Source organism: Asticcacaulis currens (genome assembly GCF_028550395.1).
GTDB lineage: Bacteria > Pseudomonadota > Alphaproteobacteria > Caulobacterales > Caulobacteraceae > Asticcacaulis > Asticcacaulis currens.
Genome location: NZ_JAQQKW010000005.1, coordinates 42,051 through 61,940, shown reverse-complemented (window position 1 = coordinate 61,940; position 19,890 = coordinate 42,051). Strand labels below are relative to the sequence as shown.

At 61.4% G+C, this 19,890-nt stretch carries 17 protein-coding genes; 12 read left to right on the top strand and 5 right to left on the bottom strand.

What is annotated here, in order from left to right:
- Positions 1-28: 28 nt before the first annotated feature.
- The 4 genes from PQU94_RS09635 to clpB all read left to right on the top strand — a co-directional run bounded on the left by PQU94_RS09635 (position 29) and on the right by clpB (position 4,952).
- Positions 29-1,147 carry a glycosyltransferase family 4 protein gene (locus PQU94_RS09635; RefSeq protein WP_272741513.1) on the top strand — a complete coding sequence of 373 codons (1,119 nt, stop codon included), beginning with the start codon at positions 29-31 and terminating at the stop codon, positions 1,145-1,147.
- Between the two features lie 152 nt (positions 1,148-1,299).
- The gene (infC, locus tag PQU94_RS09630) at positions 1,300-1,821 is read left to right on the top strand and encodes a translation initiation factor IF-3 (protein WP_272741256.1); all 522 of its coding nucleotides are present in this window, start codon (positions 1,300-1,302) and stop codon (positions 1,819-1,821) included.
- 74 nt (positions 1,822-1,895) lie between these two features.
- Positions 1,896-2,243 carry a cupin domain-containing protein gene (locus PQU94_RS09625; RefSeq protein ID WP_272741255.1) on the top strand — a complete coding sequence of 116 codons (348 nt, stop codon included), beginning with the start codon at positions 1,896-1,898 and terminating at the stop codon, positions 2,241-2,243.
- Positions 2,244-2,372: 129 nt separating this feature from the next.
- The gene (gene clpB / locus PQU94_RS09620) at positions 2,373-4,952 is read left to right on the top strand and encodes an ATP-dependent chaperone ClpB (RefSeq protein ID WP_272741254.1); all 2,580 of its coding nucleotides are present in this window, start codon (positions 2,373-2,375) and stop codon (positions 4,950-4,952) included.
- A 95-nt stretch (positions 4,953-5,047) separates the two neighbouring features.
- On the opposite strand, the gene PQU94_RS09615 is transcribed toward clpB, so the two are convergent.
- Positions 5,048-5,872 (bottom strand): tRNA1(Val) (adenine(37)-N6)-methyltransferase, encoded by an 825-nt coding sequence (locus tag PQU94_RS09615; protein WP_438263741.1) that lies wholly within the window; start codon positions 5,870-5,872, stop codon positions 5,048-5,050.
- A 165-nt stretch (positions 5,873-6,037) separates the two neighbouring features.
- Between PQU94_RS09615 and PQU94_RS09610 the strand changes: the two genes are divergently transcribed.
- Entirely contained in the window at positions 6,038-7,069 is a 1,032-nt protein-coding gene (locus tag PQU94_RS09610) for a polyprenyl synthetase family protein (protein ID WP_272741252.1), read from the top strand.
- A 90-nt stretch (positions 7,070-7,159) separates the two neighbouring features.
- Here the strand turns inward: PQU94_RS09610 and PQU94_RS09605 are convergent, their stop codons facing one another.
- Both PQU94_RS09605 and PQU94_RS09600 read right to left on the bottom strand, forming a co-directional pair.
- Entirely contained in the window at positions 7,160-7,921 is a 762-nt protein-coding gene (locus PQU94_RS09605) for an SDR family oxidoreductase (protein WP_272741251.1), read from the bottom strand.
- Entirely contained in the window at positions 7,914-8,111 is a 198-nt protein-coding gene (locus PQU94_RS09600) for a hypothetical protein (RefSeq protein WP_272741250.1), read from the bottom strand. The genes PQU94_RS09605 and PQU94_RS09600 overlap by 8 nt, the downstream gene beginning before the upstream one ends.
- A gap of 18 nt (positions 8,112-8,129) precedes the next feature.
- Between PQU94_RS09600 and PQU94_RS09595 the strand changes: the two genes are divergently transcribed.
- Entirely contained in the window at positions 8,130-8,603 is a 474-nt protein-coding gene (locus tag PQU94_RS09595) for an NUDIX domain-containing protein (RefSeq protein WP_272741249.1), read from the top strand.
- Here the strand turns inward: PQU94_RS09595 and PQU94_RS09590 are convergent.
- Positions 8,536-9,735: an acyltransferase family protein gene (locus PQU94_RS09590; protein ID WP_272741248.1), complete on the bottom strand. Its 1,200-nt coding sequence runs from the start codon at positions 9,733-9,735 to the stop codon at positions 8,536-8,538. The two genes, PQU94_RS09595 and PQU94_RS09590, sit on opposite strands and share 68 nt — an antisense overlap.
- A gap of 157 nt (positions 9,736-9,892) precedes the next feature.
- Here PQU94_RS09590 and uvrC point away from each other — a divergent pair, with 157 nt between their 5' ends.
- The 4 genes from uvrC to PQU94_RS09570 all read left to right on the top strand — a co-directional run bounded on the left by uvrC (position 9,893) and on the right by PQU94_RS09570 (position 15,863).
- Complete coding sequence (gene uvrC / locus PQU94_RS09585; RefSeq protein WP_272741512.1) at positions 9,893-11,809, top strand: excinuclease ABC subunit UvrC; 1,917 nt, start codon at positions 9,893-9,895, stop codon at positions 11,807-11,809.
- 314 nt (positions 11,810-12,123) lie between these two features.
- Entirely contained in the window at positions 12,124-12,297 is a 174-nt protein-coding gene (locus PQU94_RS09580) for a YezD family protein (protein ID WP_272741247.1), read from the top strand.
- 80 nt (positions 12,298-12,377) lie between these two features.
- On the top strand, positions 12,378-14,750 hold the full coding sequence (locus PQU94_RS09575; RefSeq protein ID WP_272741246.1) for a TonB-dependent receptor: 2,373 nt from the start codon (positions 12,378-12,380) through the stop codon (positions 14,748-14,750).
- Positions 14,751-14,837: 87 nt separating this feature from the next.
- Positions 14,838-15,863, top strand: coding sequence for a sulfate ABC transporter substrate-binding protein (locus tag PQU94_RS09570; protein ID WP_438263739.1), 1,026 nt, complete (start codon positions 14,838-14,840; stop codon positions 15,861-15,863).
- Here PQU94_RS09570 and PQU94_RS09565 read toward each other — a convergent pair whose 3' ends face one another.
- Positions 15,864-16,175, bottom strand: coding sequence for a rhodanese-like domain-containing protein (locus PQU94_RS09565; protein ID WP_272741244.1), 312 nt, complete (start codon positions 16,173-16,175; stop codon positions 15,864-15,866).
- 212 nt (positions 16,176-16,387) lie between these two features.
- Here PQU94_RS09565 and PQU94_RS09560 point away from each other — a divergent pair, with 212 nt between their 5' ends.
- On the top strand, positions 16,388-17,035 hold the full coding sequence (locus PQU94_RS09560; protein WP_272741243.1) for an OmpW/AlkL family protein: 648 nt from the start codon (positions 16,388-16,390) through the stop codon (positions 17,033-17,035).
- Positions 17,036-17,430: 395 nt separating this feature from the next.
- The gene (locus tag PQU94_RS09555; RefSeq protein ID WP_272741242.1) at positions 17,431-19,815 is read left to right on the top strand and encodes a glycoside hydrolase family 3 N-terminal domain-containing protein; all 2,385 of its coding nucleotides are present in this window, start codon (positions 17,431-17,433) and stop codon (positions 19,813-19,815) included.
- Positions 19,816-19,890: the final 75 nt, after the last annotated feature.

Sequence of the window (19,890 nt, the reverse complement as noted above, 5' to 3'; positions counted from 1 at the left end):
TTCTCCTTCGTCCTTCCCCTATACCGTGATGCAGGTCGTTCCTGAGCTGGATACAGGTGGCGTGGAACAGACCGTGGTCGATGTGGCGCGCGCAGTGATCGAGGCCGGGGGGCGGGCCATAGTGGTCTCGAAGGGTGGACGGCTTGAGGGCTATCTGAAACAGATCGGCGCGGTGGTCGTGCCCTTGCCCGTGCATTCGAAGAACCCCTATGTGCAGTTCAAGAACTACTATGCGCTGCGGTCGCTGATCCGCCGGGAAAGGCCCGATATCGTGCACGTGCGCTCACGCGCCCCGGCGCTGTCGGCGCTGCCCGCGGCGAAGGCCGAAGGGGTGAAGACCGTCACCACCTATCACGGTATATATAAGGCCGGGTCAGGGTTTAAGCGCTGGTACAACGGGCGCATGACCACGGCGGATGTGGTGATCGCCAATTCCGACTATACGCGCGATCATGTACTGCGCGCGTACGACCTCGACCCGGCCAAGGTCATCGCCGTGCCGCGCGGCGTGGACCTCAAAAAGTTCGATCCGGCGGCTGTGGAGTCCGCGCGCCTCGACAAGCTGGCCACGGCGTGGGGTATTGAGCGCGGGGATGGCCGCACACGGTTTTTGCTGGCCGGGCGTCTGACGCGCTGGAAGGGGCAGACTCTGGTGATCGAAGCGCTCAGAGGGCTGGGGCGCAGCGATGTGCAACTGATCCTCGCGGGTGACGATCAAGGGCGTAGCGACTATACGCAGGAATTGCGCGCACTGGCGGCGGGGCTCGGCCTGGAAACGCAGGTGAAGATCGTCGGCCACTGTTCCGACATGCCCGCCGCCTATACTCTGTGCGATTTTGCGCTGGCCCCCTCGCTGGAGCCCGAAGCCTTCGGGCGCACGGCGGTCGAGCCGCAGGCCATGGGCCGCCCGGTATTGGCGGCTAAACACGGCGCGACGGCGGAAACGGTCGAAGACGCGGTGACCGGCTGGCTGGTGACACCCGGCGATGTCACAGCCTGGGCCGATGCCCTGCGGGTGGCGGCCCTGACCTCGGCCCCGGCGCGCGCCGTCATGGGGGCCGCTGGCCGGGCACGTGTGCATGAGCGTTTCAGCATGGAAACCATGTGTGCGGCGACCCTTGATATCTACCGCTCGCTGCTTACATGAGGTGAAGCGGCAACTGGCTGAAAAATTAACGCCTTGCGCGCCATAAAGGGGATTGATCACCCCTAGGCCCTTCCTATAATTAGGCCCCAATTCCGGACAGGTGAGTCCGGTTCGTTTAAACAGTCTATGGAGACATCCCTATTCGTCGCCCAATGCAAGCTCCGCCCGCGAAAGACGGCCCCCGTATCAATCAGGACATCAAGGTTCCGCGCGTCCTTTTGATCGACCAGAACGGTGAGAAACAAGGCATCATGCCGACGTCCGCCGCGCTCGAAGCCGCCGAGGAAGCCGGTCTTGATCTGGTCGAAGTCTCCCCGACCGCCGACCCGCCCGTCTGCAAGATTCTCGACTACGGTAAGTTCCGCTTTCAGGAGCAGAAGAAGAAGGCCGAAGCGCGCAAGAAGCAGAAGGTCGTCGAAATCAAGGAAATCAAGCTCCGCCCCAATATCGACAAGCACGATTATGAGGTGAAGGCCAAGGCCATGACGCGCTTCTTCGAAGAAGGCGACAAGGTCAAGGTGACGCTCCGCTTCCGTGGCCGTGAAATGGCCCACCCGGAACTGGGGATGAAGCTGCTCAATCAGGTCAAGGCCGACTTCGAGGCGACCACCAAGGTGGAATATGAGCCCAAGATGGAAGGCCGCCAGATGATCATGATTCTGGCCCCGAAATAGGCTTTCGGCTTATTTGGTGGAATTGAAACCGGCTCCGATGTTTAATCGGGGCCGGTTTTGTTTCCGAGGTGTGCATGTCTTTGATTCTGTTCGATCGCAACGCCCTGCCTGAGCCCGAAACCGGTGCGCCGGCTGCGGAGCGCGTCGTGTCCGGTGATCCGCGCTTTCTGACGTGGAACCTCGACACCTCCGAGGATGAAAAGACATATGCCGGCTTCTGGCAGGCGACGCCGGGCGCGTGGCGCGTCGTTTATGACGAGTGGGAATATTGCGAAATCCTCGAAGGCGTCTCGATCCTGCACGAGGACGGCAAGGCCCCGCTGCGGCTGGAGGCCGGGACGCGCTTTGTCATTTCGCCGGGCTTCACAGGCGTGTGGGAAGTGGTGGAGACCACGCTGAAGACCTATGTGATCCGGCTTTAGCTGCGACAATAATTCCCCTGTGAATCCCCCTTGTGTGGCGCGAAGATCACACCATATCGGAGGAGATGAGCGGTTGCTTCCGTCGAAGGGCCGGTCACATCCATCCGCCTCTAAAGGGGAAGCCAGACGATGAATATCGAAAAATACTCTGAGAAAACTCAGAAACTTATCCAAAGCGCGCAGGCCATTGCCCAAAGCCGCAACCACCAGTATTTCACCCCGCTGCATCTGCTCAAAGCCCTGACCGAGGACCGCGAGTCCGTGGCGCGGCCTCTGATCGAGCGCGCGGGCGGACGCCCCGAAGCTTTTGTCGGCGCGGTCGACACGACGCTGAACAAGCTGCCGTCCGTCACCGGTGGCACGCAACAGCTTTACATGCACAATGATACCGCCAAGGCGTTCACCGAAGCGGAAAACGACGCCAACAAGGCGGGCGATGCCTTCGTCACCGCCGACCGTCTGCTGGTCGCCGCGCTGAACAACAGCGACGGGGCGGCCCTGCTTAAGGCGGCGGGCACGTCGCTGGGGGCGCTGAAAGACGCGCAGAAAGAGTTTCGCAAGGGCAAGCCCGCCAACTCCGCCAATGCCGAGGCCGGGTTCGACGCGTTGAACAAATATGCGCGTGACCTCACGCAGGCCGCGCTGGATGGCAAGATCGACCCGGTCATCGGACGCGACGAGGAAATCCGTCGTACCATTCAGGTGCTGGCCCGCCGCACCAAGAACAATCCCGTCCTGATCGGTGAGCCGGGCGTGGGTAAGACGGCCATTGTCGAAGGGCTGGCCCAGCGCATCGTCAATGGCGACGTGCCGGAGTCACTGAAAGACAAAAAGCTTTTGTCGCTCGACATGGGCGCGCTGATCGCCGGAGCCAAGTACCGCGGTGAGTTCGAGGAGCGGCTGAAGGCCGTGCTCAACGAAGTCACGCAGGCCGAAGGCCAGATCGTGCTGTTTATCGACGAAATGCACACCCTGGTCGGTGCCGGTAAGTCGGACGGGGCGATGGACGCTTCGAACCTGTTGAAACCCGCTCTGGCGCGCGGTGAACTGCACTGCGTGGGGGCGACCACGCTCGATGAATACCAGAAGCACGTCGAAAAGGACCCCGCTCTGGCCCGGCGCTTTCAGCCGGTCTTTGTGCAGGAACCGACGGTCGAAGACACTATCTCGATCCTGCGCGGCCTGAAAGAAAAGTACGAGGTCCACCACGGCGTCAAGATTTCCGACAGCGCCATCGTGGCGGCGGCCACCCTGTCGAACCGCTACATTGCAGACCGCTTCCTGCCTGACAAGGCCATCGACCTGATCGACGAGGCCGGTTCGCGCGTGCGCATGGCCGTCGATTCCAAGCCGGAAGAACTGGATGAACTGGACCGCCGCATCGTCCAGCTCAAGATCGAGCGCGAGGCCTTACAGAAGGAAAGCGATCAGGGCTCGAAAACGCGCCTGGAAAAGCTCAATGAGGAGCTGGGTGATCTGGAGGGCAAGTCGGCGCAACTGACTGCCCGCTGGCAGTCGGAAAAGGACAAGGTCGGGGCCGCTTCGCGCGCCCGCGAAGCGCTGGACCGCGCGCGTATTGAGCTTCAGTCGGCGCAGCGTTCGGGCGACCTGCAACGGGCGTCGGAAATCCTCTACGGCCAGATTCCGCAACTGGAAAAAAGGGTCACCGAGGCCGAAACCAAGTCGGAAGAGGCGCCGCTGACGCCGGAAGTCGTCGATTCGGCGCAGATCGCCCAAGTGGTGTCGCGCTGGACCGGTATTCCCGTGGACAAGATGCTGGAAGGCGAGCGCGACAAGCTGCTGCGCATGGAGGACGAACTGCGTAAGCGGGTCGTTGGTCAGGACGAGGCCCTTGAGGCCGTGTCCGATGCCGTGCGCCGGGCGCGGGCGGGCCTCAAAGACCCCAACCGTCCCATCGGCTCCTTTCTGTTTCTGGGGCCGACGGGCGTCGGCAAGACCGAGTTGAACAAGGCTTTGGCTGAATTCCTGTTTGATGATGAGACTGCCATCACGCGCCTCGACATGTCGGAATATATGGAAAAGCACGCGGTTTCGCGCATGATCGGCGCGCCTCCGGGCTATGTTGGCTATGACGAGGGCGGGGCGCTGACCGAGGCCGTGCGCCGCCGGCCCTATCAGGTCGTGTTGTTTGACGAGGTCGAAAAGGCGCATCCGGACGTGTTCAACGTCCTGCTTCAGGTGCTGGACGACGGCCGGCTGACGGACGGGCAGGGGCGTGTGGTCGATTTCCGCAACACCCTGATCGTCATGACCTCCAATCTGGGGTCGCAGTATCTCGTGAATATGGAAGACGGTCAGGACGTCGAAATGGTGCGCGGTCTGGTCATGGATGAGGTCAAGCGCCACTTCCGGCCGGAATTCCTCAACCGCATCGACGAAACCATCCTCTTCCACCGCCTCGGCCGGGGGCAGATGGGCAATATCGTGCGTATTCAGCTCAAGGGCCTGGAAAAGCTGCTGAAGGATCGTCAGATGACCCTCGCCATCGACGACGCGGCGCTCAACCACCTCGCCGAGCTGGGCTACGAGCCGGCCTATGGCGCCAGGCCTTTGAAGCGGGTAATCCAGAAGCAACTGGTCGATGCCATTGCTAAACGCATCCTTGTGGGTGAGTTTGCCGATGGCGACGTGATCAGCGTCAGCTTTGACGGCGATCATCTGGTGATCGGCAAGCCAACGGTGAACTGAGCAGGGCTCGCCCCTGCACCCGTTATTTGGAGCAGAAGATCCCGCCGCGGTTCACGCGGCGGGGCTGTCTTACGTAGAATCAGGGCAGGGTTTTTCTACCACCCCAATTCCGCCTCACCGCGCAGGATCGCTTCGACCTCTGGTGTGTGTTTGCGCTCGCCTTCGTCGTGCAGGATCAGCGGCGGCAGGAGGCGCAGCTGCGCCTTGCCCAGCCGTTTGGCTCGCACCAGTATGCGCTTGGCCTCCTTATCGGCAAAAGGCTGAATGGGGCGGATGATAAACGACCCGCATTTCGGCAGGCCGCTTAAGATATCCGCAAGCCGGTCGGCGCGGTGGATGAACACAATCTCCCCGCCATCGACCACGGCGGCCTGCGCAAAGTCGAGCCACGCCTGAAGCCCGTCATCGGCGATCCACGCCGGGCGCTTTAACTCATGCGGGGCGCGCAGCGTTTCCGGGTCGTCGAAATAGGGCGGATTGCTCAGGACAAGGTCAAATCGCGGCAGGTCGAAAGCGCGGTAACCCATACCGATGTCGCCGTGAATCGCACGATGGTCACCGCCCGCCTGCGCCAGATTGACTTCGGTCAGGGCAAAGGTCGCCGCATCACGCTCTATTCCTATGGCGCGCACCTGCGGACAGCGCGCGCCCAGCGACAAAATGACGCCCCCCACGCCGCAACCTAACTCTAAAGCGCTCACGGCTACTTCGCTGCGCTCAGGCCTTCGCGAGAGCGGCGAAGGGTCGCCGGGGCCCGCTTGGGCCCTGTTGGAGGGCTGGGCTACGGGGGATGAGTGAGGCCTCTTTTCGTGAATGATACCCGCCGCCCCTGCCGCCAGCAGCGCCCCGTCCATGCCGATTCGATAGCCCTTCGCCGGTTGCCACAGCCGCACCCGACCGCCCAGCAGGGTCGTCGGCAGGGCATCGGCAGGGGGCGAGAAGGCGGTCTCTGGCAAGGGGTGTGTATCCGGGACTGTAGCAATTTTATCGGGATATAGCACAAACTCGCCGCGCGGGGCATGGACTAAGCCGTAAAGGAAGTTTAAGGGGTTTAACACTTTCCAAGTGTGCCGGAGTAGTGGGTTTTGGATACGGCCAATATCGAGAAAACGCACAAATCCCCCCCCGCTGAGACTGCGGGCAAGGCGGATGTCGAGGCGCTTGTGCGCCTGTGCGCCGACGACATGGCGGCGGTCAACGCGATCATTACCGAGCGTATGCAAAGCGACGTTGCGGTGATTCCGGCCCTGGCCGAACACCTGATCAGCGCCGGCGGCAAACGTTTGCGTCCGCTGCTGTGCGTGGCGGCGGCGCGTCTGGCCGGGACGACCAATATTCACCACCAAAAGCTGTCGGCGGCCGTCGAGTTTATCCATACGGCTACCCTTCTGCACGACGACGTGGTCGATTCCAGCCAGTTGCGCCGGGGCAAGGTCGCAGCCCACCTTATCTGGGGCGCACCGTCTTCGGTTCTGGTCGGTGACTTCCTGTTTGCGCGGGCCTTTGAGTTGATGGTGGAAACCGACTCGCTTCAGGCGCTGGGCATCCTGTCCAAGGCGTCGGGGGTTATCGCCGAAGGCGAAGTCCTGCAACTGATGAAGGCCTATGACGTCAATCTGACAGAAGAGACCTATATCGACATTATCTCGGCCAAGACCGCGGCTTTGTTTGCGGCGGCTTCGGAAAGTGGTGCCGTGGCGGCAGGGGCGTCCCCGGCGCGACAGCAGGCCCTGCGCGACTATGGTCTGAACCTCGGTCTGGCCTTTCAGATCCAGGACGATGCGCTCGACTACGGCGGTACGGCCCAGAGTCTTGGCAAGAATGCCGGTGACGACTTTGCCGAAGGCAAGGCGACCCTGCCATTGATTTTGGCCGTCAAGGCGACGCCGCAAGCCGCTGATTTCTGGCACCGCACCGTCTCGATGCGCGAGCAGACCGAGGGCGATCTGGCGCAGGCACAAGCCCTGATCGTCGAATCGGGAGCGATGACCCAGACGATGGAAACTGCCCGCCATTATGCGCAAAAGGCCAAGGACGCGCTGAAAGGCTTTGAGGCCTCGGACTGGCGCACAGCGCTGGAAGCGTTGACCGATTACAGCGTCGAACGCACGAAGTAAGCGCACAAGTTTACACCTCCCTGCCTATGGCGGGGAGAGGGCCATAACGCGCCAAGCGATAGCGCGAAGACCATCGGGGCTGGTGAGGCGTTACAGCCCTTCCATATCCGGTGTCTTCCAGCCCAGATGCTGGCCCGAATCGACGCAGATCATCTGGCCGGTCACCGAAGAGGCCTCGGCCAGAAACACCACGGCCTCGGCGATCTCTTCCGGTGTGACCCGCTTTCGCAGCAGGGTAGAGGCGGCCTCGGCCTCGAAATCGGCTTCGGTTTGGTGGATGGAGGGCAGGGTGGGGCCCGGCCCTACGGCATTGACGCGGATGCGCGGGGCCAGTTCCTGCGCCAGCGTGCGCGTAGCGTGCCACAGCCCAGCCTTTGACAGGCCGTAGGAGAAGAAGGGCGGGGAGGGTTTCAGCACCCGCTGGTCGATCAGATTAACAATGGCCGCCCGGTCGGGCAGAGCGTCCTGCGCCGCAAACCCCTGGGCCAGAAGCACCGGTGCCAGCAGATTGGTGTTCATATGCGCGTGCCACCGCTCGACCGTCAGTGTCCCGGCGCGATCATCGAAAAACACTGAGGCATTGTTGATCAGCAGGCTGAGAGGCCCCAGAGCGGCCACCGCCGCAGGGATCAGCGCCTTGACACTGTCGGCGTCCGACAGGTCCGCCTGAAGCGCTTCGGCGCGCACACCTGACGCGCGCAACTGCTCAACCAGAGCCAGAGCATCGCTGGCGGAGGTGCCGTAATGAACGCCGATATCATAGCCGCGTTGGGCGAGGGCAAAGGCCACAGCCCGACCGATGCGTTTGGCCGCACCGGTAACCAGAGCGACTTGGGGACGCGATTTAGTCAATACGGCCAAAATCGATGTAGTTGACGATCATGTAGAAGGCGATGAAGCCCGCAAAAATACCAATGGCCAGCATTTGAAACGCTCCGGTCGATCCTGTTTTCATCTGATTAAGCGCCTTGGGCGGGGAACTCAAGCCTTGTTGCGTCCGGGACGCTGAAAAAGCTCCGCGACGGGTTGCGGGCGCGAACATTTATATTATCTTTATCACATGGAAAACTGGAAGCGCCTTGTCGAGCCGTACACGCGGCCCCTGTTCTTTGCCCATTCGCGCATGACGCGGGGCAAGACCCTGGGCGTGCGCGGCCTTGTGGTCGAAGACGAGCGACGCGTCCTTTTGATCGAGCACACCTATCTCGAAGGCTGGTGGCTGCCGGGCGGCGGTGTCGATGCGCTGGAAACCGCCGGAGACGCCGTGGTGCGCGAACTGCGCGAAGAGGCCGGCATTGTCCCTCTGGAAACGCCGCGCCTGCTGTCCATCCATTCCAATGAACGCTTCTTTCCCGGCGATCACGTGCTTCTGTATCGCATTGACCGGTTTGAGCGCGGGGAGATGACGTCGCAGGGCGAAATCAAGACAGTCGATTTTTTCGATATTGACGCCCTGCCGGCCAATATCAACGGAGGCTCTTTACGGCGGATACAGGAAGCTCTGCGCGGGGCGTCACCTGACCCGTTGTGGTAGGGGCGGGCTCGGCGGACAAATCGCCCGTCACGGCGTGAAGCTCCGGTTTGCGTGCGGTCCAGCGCCCAATCAGGCGACGCAACACATCGCGTGAAGGCTTTTCAAAGCCATAGTGGGCGAGCGCCCCCAGCGCCACCGTTACGCCAATGGCTGCCCCCAGCCAGTGCACCCGCTCCCCCGGCAGGGCCAGACCGAACTTCGGCAGGGTGCGGAAGGTACCGAACAGCACGACATCGTGGATCAGGTAGATGGCATAGGACCACACGCCGCTGAGATAGACCGGACGCCATGACAAGGCTTTGGCCACCGGGCCCTCGTCATCGGACAGGGCCATGATCAGGCCGGCAAACAGGCCGACCAGAATCAGGTCCGAAGGCCGCCACGCGATCAGCAGCAGCGATGCGACGACGAAGAGGATGGCTGTGCGCGACGGCACCATGGCCCGGAAGCGATAGGCGACCATGCCGACGAAGAAGCTGAGCAGACAGCGCAGCATCGTGCCGCTGGCGTAGGAAGCGGCGATATCGAGCGGGCCGGAGCGGCGCACGGTTTGGCCAAACCACAGCGGTCCGTGCGCGACCAGGGCCAGCAGGCCGAGGGCCAGTGCGGTCCACACAAGCGCGCGTTGCCAGGAGCCTTTGATCGCGCCGATCACCAGCAGCGGAAAGACCAGATAGGCCGCCCATTCCGTCGAGATCGACCATGACGGGCGCACGATGGAATTGGCCAGCCCCCAGGCTTGAGTCATGGTCAGGTTGGGCAAAAGGCCGTGCCAGACGTCTTCGTAATAATAGCGTTTGCCGAGAACGGTCGGGATCAGGGCGGCGGTAATCAGCGTCATCAGCGCAAACAGCGGCCAGACGCGCGCCACGCGCATCAGGATGAACTTGCGGAAGTTCGCCCATTGAAAGCCTGTGTCGAACAGCTTGCCATAGGTCATGGCCATGACGAAGCCGGACAGGACAAAGAACAGATCGACCGAAATATAGCCATGCCGCACATAGTGCTGCCAGGGATCGGGAAAGCGGAAATAGCCCGTGGCGTGATAGAGCACGACGAACAGGGCCGCGACGCCGCGCAGTCCCGTGAGGGCGCGGATTTCGGACGATCGGGCGGCAGGCGTGGCGGTCATGCGATCACGATTTTGTGTGCGGTGTCCCTCCATGACGCCATGCCTTGACGAAGGCAAGTCAATTCCTGTGGCGCACCTTTGCAATTGTGTCATTTAAGAAGAGAAGGTGGATGCGGATGTTCTTGCCCCGTTCCGGCCCTTCGCCTATATCGGGAGCATGTCCGACCTGCCGACCGATGCCTTAACCGAAACCCTGCCGACCGATGAGCCCCTGACGGGGGCGGCTCTGATCCTGCGTGAGGCGCGGCTGGCGGAAGACAAGCCTGGCGTCTATCGCATGATCGGCGAAAACGACGAGGTGCTCTATGTGGGTAAGGCCAAGTCGTTGAAAAAGCGCATCCTTCAGTATGCGCAGGGTCGCGTCCATGCCCAACGCATCGCGCGCATGGTCTATCTGACGCGGTCGATGGTGATTGTGCGCACCCAGACCGAGGGCGAGGCCCTGCTGCTGGAGGCGCGCCTGATCAAGGCGCTTAAGCCGCGCTATAATGTGCTGCTGCGCGACGATAAATCCTTTGCCGAGATACTTGTGCGCAAGGACCACGCGGCGGCGCAGATCACTAAGCACCGCGGGGCGCACGCCATTCAGGGCGAATATTTCGGCCCCTTCGCTTCGACTCAGGCGGTCAACCGCACGCTCGACACGCTGCAACGCGCCTTCCTACTGCGTACCTGCACCGACAGCGTCTATGCCTCGCGCACGCGGCCCTGCATGTTACATCAGATTCGCCGCTGTTCGGCGCCGTGCACGGGTGAAGTCAGCCTTGAGGATTACAGCGCACTGGTGGGACAGGCCGAGGCCTTTCTCAAAGGCCGCTCGCGCGTGGTCATCGACGACCTGACCAAGCGCATGATGAAGGCCTCAGACGATATGGATTTCGAGAAGGCGGCGCACCTGCGTGACCGGGTGCGGGCGCTCAACCACGTCTCCATGACGTCCTCCATCGGCATTGGTGAGGCCGAGGCCGACGTTTTTGCGGTGGTTAGCGAAGGTGGGGCGGCCTGTGTTCAGACTATCTTTTTCCGCGCGGGGCAGAACTGGGGCGACCGCGCCTACTTCCCCCGCGTGCCCGACAGCGGCGAAGAGGCCGACAGTGCCGAGGGCGAAATCCTCGACGCCTTTCTGGGGCAGTTCTATCAGGACCGCCCGGTGCCGAAGCTGATCCTTGTCTCTCACCCCTTGAGCGAGCCGGACCTGATGATGGAGGCCCTGTCACTGCGCGCCGGTCGTAAGGTCGAGATCCATTGCCCGCGCCGGGGCGAAAAGGCCGATGCCGTGGCCCATGCCCTCAACAACGCCAAGGCGGCCTTGGGGCGGCGTATGGCCGAACAGTCGGCGCAGACGCGCCTGTTGAGAGGCGTGGCGGAGGTGTTTGAGCTGCCCGCCCCGCCCAACCGCATTGAGGTTTACGACAACTCGCACCTTGGCGGCACGCACGCCGTTGGCGGCATGGTCGTCGCGGGGCCCGAAGGCTTTATGAAGGGGCAGTACCGTAAATTCACCATCCGCGACCTCGATAAGATGACGGCCGGTGACGACTACGCCATGATGCGCGAAGTGTTCCGTCGTCGGTTTTTGCGTCTGAAGAACCGCGCGGAAGATGCGACAGAGGAAGAAGGCTTTGGCCGTCCGGATCTGGTGCTGGTCGATGGCGGGCAGGGGCAGCTGGAGGCCGTTCTGGACGTGATGCGCGAACTCGGAATGGAAGATATCCGCATTGTCGGCGTGGCCAAGGGGCCGGATCGCGACGCCGGGATGGAGCGCTTCTTTATGCCGGGGCGCGCCCCTTTCATGATGGAGCCCAAATCGCCGGTCCTGTACTATCTTCAGCGCCTGCGCGATGAGGCGCACCGCTATGCCATCGGAGCCAATCGCCAGAAGCGCGACGCCGCGATCACCAAAAATCCGCTGGATGAGATCGAAGGGATCGGTCCTCGTAAAAAGCGCGCCCTGCTGGCCGCCTTCGGGTCAGGCCGGGAGGTGGGCAAGGCGCGTATCGAAGACCTGCGCAAAGTGGAGGGCATCAATGAGGCCCTGGCTCAGCGCATCTACGACTTCTTCCATGGCGCCTGAGCGGAATTAAAACCGTTTTAAGTCGAATTTGGATTAGAATGGCTAAAGCCGGGCGAGATTGTGGCGGACCTTTGAGGTGCCGCTTTTGGTAATCTGTGCGTGTAGATTCATCGTGGGCATTTGCAGGTGCTTAAAAATATCTGTTTAAATACAAATAAATAAATTCAATTCTCTCTTGCTTTTTGCGTGCATACGCCCCTCTGGGGGGGTGTTCGGACACAGGATCATTTCTAAACTCTGCCAGAATTCATTTGACGGAAACGGGGTTATAGACGACTTATTTGATGGTAATTATCGCCGCTGAGGTAAACACCATGAGCCCTCTGCATCACCTGACCGCGCCGCGCCCTCTCTCTGACGCGGAACAGCATATTCTGAATGCCATCAGCCAGATCCGTTATGGATCGGTCGAAGTGGTCATCCACGACTCGCGTATCGTTCAGATCGAAAAAAGCGAAAAGGTCCGTTTCGAGACCCGCCGCGATTAGTCCGCTTAAACAAAAGAAAAGCACCGCGCCCTGACCGGACCGACCGGAAGCGTCGCCTTTCACACACGAAGGTTTCCTCCATGTCTATCTCCCCCTCCGCTGCACAGGCGGGGAAGGTCGCGCTTGCCCTTCTGGCTGGTGTGTCTTCACTCGCCCTGACTTTACCGGCTTTTGCCGCTGATGATGAGGCCCCCGCTGCTGCCGACCGGAGCAAGGCCGAAGTCACTGACGTCTATGTCACCGCCCGCCGCAAAAGCGAAAACCTGCAAAAGGTGCCGATCGCCGTCTCGGCCATCTCCGGTGAGCAGCTGGAATCCGCCGGCATCTACAATGTCGAGAACCTGCAAAAGGTTCAGCCGAGCCTGCAATTCATCTCGTCCAACCCACGCAACACGGCGACGACCATTCGCGGTCTGGGGTCGGGCATTGGCCTGACCAATGACGGGCTTGAGCAGGGTGTCGGCATATACGTCGATGAAGTCTTCTATGCCCGCCCCGGCTCGGCCGTTGTCGATCTGATCGACATTGAGCGCGTCGAAATCCTGCGCGGCCCGCAAGGCACCTTGTTTGGTAAGAACACCACTGCCGGCGCCCTCAACATCACCACCCGCGCCCCCAGCTTCACGCCGGAAGGCCGTGTCGAGGCCAGCGTCGGTGACTATGGCTTCCTGCAAACCAAGGTCAGCCTGTCGGGTCCGCTCAGCGACACGGTGGCGGTGCGAGTCGCCTTTGGCGGCACCAAGCGCGATGGCCTGTTCAAGAACACCTATCTGAACGTCAAGCAGAACGATCTGAACAGTCAGGTCCTGCGCGCTCAACTGCTGTGGAAGCCATCGGATAAGCTCAATGTGCGCCTGTCCTACGATTTCGCCTATCAGGACCCGGAAGCCAATACCCAGACCTTCGTGCGCTATGGCGCATCGCTGCGGGCCGCCAATCGTCAGTTTCCGGCCCTGGCCGCGGCGCTCAACTACGCGCCGCCGTCCACCAACCCCTATGACCGGCTGGTCGATGTCAATTCGCCGCTGGAAGCCAAGCAGGTGATCAATGGCCTGTCGGGTACGGTCAACTGGGACCTGGGCGATGTCACCCTGACCTCGATCACGGCCTATCGTGACTGGGACTGGACGCCGCAGAACGACCGCGACTACACCTCTCTGTCGATCCGTACTAAGTCGAACAACTATTCCGAACAGCAGCAAATCTCTCAGGAGGTGCGTCTGGCCTCCAATGGCGATCGCAAGGTCAACTGGGTGGTAGGGGCCTATGGCTTCAATCAGCGCGTCGAAACCAATGGCGTGGAACAGTGGGGCAAGGACGGTGCCTTCTGGCTGATCGGCACCAGTGTGCCCGCAAACCTGATCGACGGCATGACCTCCAACACCCACGTGGTGACCAAGGTGCGCTCCTATGCCCTGTTCGGGCAACTGACCTGGAACGTGACGGATCGTTTCCGTATCACGCCGGGCCTGCGCTACACCTATGAAGAAAAGGACGGCAGCTTCCGCCAGATCGTCACCGGCGGTCTGGCGACCACAGTTCCGGCCCAGATCACGGCCAAGAACAATATCGCCCCGACCTATGCCTATACGGCCGATTATCAGGACGACAGCCCGTCGGGTCAGATCAACTTCGCCTATGACCTGACGCCCACCGTGCTGGGCTATGTCAACCTGTCGAAGGGCTATAAGTCGGGCGGCATCAATGCTGCGGGCGTGCCGGTCGATGCCAACTTCCAGCCCTTCACCGCCTCCATCGTCGTTAAGCCGGAAGAGGTGGAGACCATCGAAGCGGGCCTGAAGACGCAGTTCTGGGACAAGCGCGGCACGGTCAATGTCGCGATCTACAGCACGAACGTCAAAGACTATCAGGCGACCGTGGTGGACGGCAATCTGGGGGCCATTCGTCCCTACCTCGCCAATATCGAGAAGGTCGAGGTGCGCGGCGTCGAACTGGACGGCAAGTTCCGTGCGACCGACAACCTGCTGATCTATGGCTCGGTGAGCTATACCGACGGCAAGTACGCCTCGTTCAGGAACGGTCCGGCCCCTCTGGAGCTGCAAACCTCCAGTTCCTCCGTTGCCGACCTCAGCGGCAAGGACCTGCCCGGTGTGTCGAAGTGGGCGGGGGCTGTCGGCTGGGAATATAACCACCCGGCGACCATCGGCAAGCTGAGCGGCGACGCCTATTTTAGCGGTGATGTCTCCTACCGATCGGACTGGAACTCTGATCCGTCGGTATCGAAATATACGGTCGTCGAAGCTTCGACCATCGCCAACTTCCGCGTTGGCTACCGCGCCAGCGGCGGCACCGAGGTCTTCCTGTGGGCCAAGAACGCCTTCAACGAAGAGTATCTTCAATTCCTCAGCCTTCAGGCCGGGAACTCCGGCGCCATCTATGGCCAGCCCGGCGACCCGCGCAGCTTCGGCGTCACTGTGCGTAAAGCGTTCTGATCAGCGCACTGAGCCTGATCAGATCAAAGACCTGACAGTCGGGCGTCTGCGCACCTGTGCAGACGCCCTCTTCACTGGATGACTTTCATGACCACACCTGTCCTTGACCGCCGCCACCTTCTGACCAGCGCCACCGCTCTGACCTTGCTGTCGGCCTGTACACCCGCGCCGGCGGCGAAAAAGCCGGCTCTCGAACTGCTTAACGTCTCCTATGATCCGACACGGGAATTCTACGAAGAGTTCAACGGTCTGTTCGCCAAACACTGGCAAGAGAAGACCGGGCAAGAGGTCGTGATCCGTCAGTCACACGGTGGGTCCGGCAAACAGGCGCGCGCGGTGATCGACGGTCTTGAGGCCGATGTGGTGACGCTGGCCTTGTCGGCCGACATCGACCGCCTCGCCAAGGCGGGCCTGACTGATCCCAACTGGCAGGCCCGGCTGCCGCATGAGTCGGCCCCTTATACCTCGACGATTGTGTTTCTGGTGCGCAAGGGGAACCCGAAAGGCCTCAGGGACTGGGGTGATCTGATCCGCCGTGGTGTGGAGGTCATTACCCCCAATCCCAAGACCGGCGGCGGCGCGCGCTGGAACTATCTGGCGGCCTGGGCGTGGGCGCTCAAAACACGCGGCGGCGAAGCGGGTGCCGAAGAGTTTATTCGCCAGCTCTATGCTCATGTCCCCGTGCTCGATACCGGCGCCCGCGGATCGACCACGACCTTTGTCCAGCGCGGGCTCGGCGATGTTCTTCTTACCTGGGAGAACGAAGCCCATCTGGCGGTGAAGGAATTAGGCGCAGGAGACGCGCTGGAGATCGTGACCCCGCCGACCTCGATCCTGACCGAACCGCCGGTGGCCTGGCTCGACAAGTTGGTCGCCAAACGCGGCACGGCTGAGGTGGCCAAAGCCTATCTGGAGTATCTCTATAGCCCGCCCGCGCAGGACCTTGTCGGCAAATATTATTACCGTCCGCTGGAGGCGGCCGCAGCAACCAAATATGCGGCACAGTTCCCGTCGATAGAACTGACCACCATCCGCGATCTTGGCGGCTGGCCCGCGGTTCAGGCCCGACACTTCGACGACGGGGGCCTTTTCGACAGTCTCACCTCTAAATAATCAGCCTTCCACCGGCAGGCCCGCAGCGATCCAGCCATTGATGCCGGGGGCGAGATGCGCGTCGGTAGTGAGACCGAACGCCTGCGCCGCTTCAATGGCGCGCAGCGAACGCACACCCCCGGCGCACATGAAGATGATCTCCTTGCCGTCCTGTGGCAGTTCGGCCGGATGAAAGGTGGACAGGGGCAGGTTAAGGCTGCCGGCGACGCGCACGCGCTCATACTCATACACCTCGCGCACATCAATCAGGTGGATCGCACCGCTGTCGAGGGCGGCCTGAACTTCGGCGGGTGTGAGATTGCGAACGGACATGCCTTTACCTTTCAGAGCGGCTACGTTCCGGTCATACAATCCTTGTGCCGCCGCCGCAATCATTGAGTATCCATGAAATAAATGTGGTTATTTGTCGCGCGACGACCGGTCCCTGAGGCAGGCTGACGCGCGGCGTAATGCGCAGGTCACAGCCGTGCGGCGGGCGGTTAAACCCAACTTCGAAGCGAAACGCACGAAGAGGAGTATTCGCCATGAAAATCGCTTATCTGATCGGTGCCAGCCTTCTGGTTATGGGCCTTGCCAATGGCGCTTCGGCGCAGGAGTTCAAACCCAAGGCCAAGGGGCAGTTCATCGTCACCACCCGCATCACCAGCGTCGCCCCGGACGAAAAGGGCGACATCAAGACAGCCGCAGGCGTCGATAGCGGTCTGGATGTCAAGGTCAAGGACGACACCATCCCCAGCCTCGGCTTCACCTACTTCTTTACCGACCATATCGCCGTTGAGGCCATTCTGGGTACGTCCAAGCACGAAGTGCGCGCCGTTGGTGGCACGACCGATGTGAAGGTGCATACGACGCGCGTCCTGCCGCCGGTCATCGCCGCCCAGTACCACTTTAACCCCAAGGGCCGCGTCAGCCCCTATGTGGGGGCGGGCGTCAACGCCATGATCTTCTACAACAGCAAGGACTATAACGGCTTCAAGGTGAAGCTGGATGATGGTCTGGGCTATGCGCTTCAGGGCGGCGTCGATATCGCCCTGAAGGGTAACTGGGCACTCAACGCCGACGTGAAAAAGGTATGGTTCAACACCGATGCCAAGATCAATGACGGCGCGCTGAAGTCCAAGGTCGATCTGAACCCGGTCGTCGCTTCGGTCGGTCTGGCCTACCGTTTCTAGAATCTGGGACGCGGGGTCCGGTCTCCTCGGAGCGCGCCCCGTGCTTCAGATAGCGGCGGACAGCCTTGCGGGTTGTGCTGTCCGCCGTTATTTTCGTAAGCGTAGTAAAAAAAGCGACATCGTTCTCTGTGAACGGTGTCGTTTTTTATGGGCTGCGTCGGACGCGCGGGCTGCAATCGATACCGCGCGCAAACTATCTGGTAGCGCTATCATTACCCCCTTTCCAAGCCCCGGTATATCGGTTATGCAAGTCGTCAATAAGAGCGGCGGCAGGGCGGAATCCTTGTGCGGCGCAATAAATATAGCCGTGGTGTGGAACGTGTGCGGTCACACAAAACGGTCAATCAGAAATGTGAAACGGGATGCGTCCCGCGACGACCACAGGGAGACAAGTCATGACCTTGCAACTGAACCGACGCCATTTTGCTGCCGGTGTGAGCGCTACCGCTCTGGCGGTTTCGGCCGCTTCACACGCCGCCACGGACAAACCGCTGTATAAGGACGCCTCGGCCTCGGTCGAAGCCCGCACCGCCGACCTGCTCAAGCGTATGACGCTCGAGGAAAAGGTCGCCCAGATGATGTGCATCTGGCTGCAAAAGGGCAAGATCCAGAACGATAAGGGCGATTTCGATGCCAAAAAGGCCAGCGAAGCCTTCCCCAATGGTCTCGGCATGATTGCGCGCCCGTCCGATCGCCGCGGCGTCGAAGACACGCAGGCCAATGCCGGTGCCGATGTCGGCGTGGTCAACCGCAATCCACTGGAAACCGCCACCTATATCAATGCCGCTCAGAAGTGGGCTGTCGAAAAGACCCGTCTCGGCATTCCGATGTTCATGCACGAGGAAAGCCTGCACGGCTATGTGGCGCGTGACTCCACCTCCTTCCCGCAGGCCATCGGTCTGGCGTCGAGCTTCGATCCGCAACTGGTTGAGAAGGTGTTTTCGGTCTGTGCCCGCGAGATGCGCGCGCGCGGGGCCAATCTGGCGCTGGCACCGGTGGTCGATGTCTGCCGTGAGCCGCGCTGGGGCCGCGTTGAAGAGACCTATGGCGAAGACACCCACCTGATGGGCGTGATGGGCAAGGCCGCGGTTACCGGCTTCTCAGGCACGGATCGCAAGCTGGCCAAGGACAAGGTCTTTGCCACGCTGAAGCACATGACCGGCCACGGCCAGCCGGAAAACGGCACCAATGTCGGCCCGGCACCGATTTCCGAGCGCACCCTGCGCGAGGTTTTCTTCCCGCCGTTTGAAAAGATCGTCAAGGAGACCCCGATCGCGGCGGTCATGCCGTCCTATAACGAAATCGACGGTGTGCCGTCGCACGCCAACAAGTGGCTGCTCGACACCGTGTTGCGCGGTGAGTGGGGCTTCAAGGGCGTGCTGGTGTCCGACTATTTCGCCATCAAGGAAATGATCAGCCGTCACCATCTGGTGCCGGATATGACCGAAGCCGCCTATCGTGCCGTCAAGGCCGGGGTGGATATCGAGACGCCGGACGGCGAAGCCTATCCGAACCTGATCAAGCTGGTGCAATCAGGTCGCGTATCCGAAGCCGAGATCGACGCCATCGTTCACCGTATTCTGGAGCTGAAATTCCTCGGCGGCCTGTTCGAAAACCCCTATGTCGATGCCAAGCAGGCTGACAAGCTGACGGCGACGCCCGACGCCATTGCCCTGGCCCGCGAAGCCGCCGTGCGTTCAGCGGTGCTGCTGAAAAACAATGGCGTCCTGCCGCTGGATGGCAAAAAGGTCGGTAAGCTGCTGCTGCTCGGCACGCACGCCAAGGACACGCCCATCGGCGGCTATTCGGAAATCCCGCGTCACGTCGTCTCCATCCACGAAGGGCTGGAGAAGGAAGCCAAGGCGCAGGGCTTCACGCTGGAATACCGTGAGGCCATCCGTCTCACCGAAAAGCGCGACTGGGCGGCGGACCAGGTGAAGTTCGTCGATCCGGCGGTCAATGCCAAGCTGATCGCCGAGGCGGTCGAAGCCGCCAAATCTGCTGACACCATCGTAATGGTGCTGGGCGACAATGAGCAGACCTCGCGCGAAGCCTGGGCCGATAACCACCTCGGTGACCGCGAGTCGCTGGACCTGATCGGGCAGCAGAACGATCTGGCGGCCGCCATTTTTGCGCTGAAAAAACCGACCGTGGTCTTCCTGCTCAATGGCCGTCCGCTGTCGATCAACCTGCTTCAGGACAAGGCCGACGCCATCATCGAAGGCTGGTATCTGGGGCAGGAGACGGGCCACGCCGCCGCCGACCTGCTGTTCGGGCGCGCCAATCCGGGCGGCAAGCTGCCCATCACCTTCGCGCGCAATGTCGGTCAGTTGCCGGTCTTCTATAACCACAAGCCGACGGCACGCCGGGGCTATCTCGATGGCGATGTCACGCCGCTCTATCCGTTCGGCTTCGGCCTCAGCTATACCACCTTCGACATTTCGGCGCCGCGCCTGTCGAAGGCCAGTATTTCGGCTAACGAAAGCCTGACCGTCTCGGTCGATGTGACCAATACGGGCAAGCTGAAGGGCGACGAAGTGGTGCAACTCTATATCCGTGACGACTATTCGTCGGTCACGCGCCCGATCAAGGAGCTTAAGGGCTTTAAGCGCGTGACGCTGGAACCGGGCGCAAAGACCACGGTGACGCTCAGCATCACCCCGGCCGATCTTGCCTTCTTTGATACCGACATGAAGCGCGTGGTCGAGGCCGGTACCTTCACCATCATGGTCGGGCCCAACAGCCGCGACCTGAAAACGACTACCCTGACCGTGGCGTGACGGTCGGGTCTGGCGGATGCCGCAGCCCCTGCGGCGTCCGCCATTTTCCTGTTTTGGGCGGCGGCTTGATAGGGC

Excerpts from the sequence above, each read along its gene's own strand:
- PQU94_RS09635 (WP_272741513.1), top strand. The coding sequence starts at position 29 with ATGCAGGTCGTTCCTGAGCTGGATACAGGTGGCGTGGAACAGACCGTG.
- PQU94_RS09595 (WP_272741249.1), top strand. The coding sequence starts at position 8,130 with ATGGAAAACTGGAAGCGCCTTGTCGAGCCGTACACGCGGCCCCTGTTC.
- PQU94_RS09570 (WP_438263739.1), top strand. The coding sequence starts at position 14,838 with ATGACCACACCTGTCCTTGACCGCCGCCACCTTCTGACCAGCGCCACC.
- PQU94_RS09625 (WP_272741255.1), top strand. The coding sequence starts at position 1,896 with ATGTCTTTGATTCTGTTCGATCGCAACGCCCTGCCTGAGCCCGAAACC.
- PQU94_RS09590 (WP_272741248.1), bottom strand. The coding sequence starts at position 9,735 with ATGACCGCCACGCCTGCCGCCCGATCGTCCGAAATCCGCGCCCTCACG.
- PQU94_RS09575 (WP_272741246.1), top strand. The coding sequence starts at position 12,378 with ATGTCTATCTCCCCCTCCGCTGCACAGGCGGGGAAGGTCGCGCTTGCC.
- uvrC (WP_272741512.1), top strand. The coding sequence starts at position 9,893 with ATGTCCGACCTGCCGACCGATGCCTTAACCGAAACCCTGCCGACCGAT.
- clpB (WP_272741254.1), top strand. The coding sequence starts at position 2,373 with ATGAATATCGAAAAATACTCTGAGAAAACTCAGAAACTTATCCAAAGC.
- PQU94_RS09560 (WP_272741243.1), top strand. The coding sequence starts at position 16,388 with ATGAAAATCGCTTATCTGATCGGTGCCAGCCTTCTGGTTATGGGCCTT.
- PQU94_RS09600 (WP_272741250.1), bottom strand. The coding sequence starts at position 8,111 with ATGTTCGCGCCCGCAACCCGTCGCGGAGCTTTTTCAGCGTCCCGGACG.
- PQU94_RS09555 (WP_272741242.1), top strand. The coding sequence starts at position 17,431 with ATGACCTTGCAACTGAACCGACGCCATTTTGCTGCCGGTGTGAGCGCT.
- PQU94_RS09565 (WP_272741244.1), bottom strand. The coding sequence starts at position 16,175 with ATGTCCGTTCGCAATCTCACACCCGCCGAAGTTCAGGCCGCCCTCGAC.
- infC (WP_272741256.1), top strand. The coding sequence starts at position 1,300 with ATGCAAGCTCCGCCCGCGAAAGACGGCCCCCGTATCAATCAGGACATC.
- PQU94_RS09580 (WP_272741247.1), top strand. The coding sequence starts at position 12,124 with ATGAGCCCTCTGCATCACCTGACCGCGCCGCGCCCTCTCTCTGACGCG.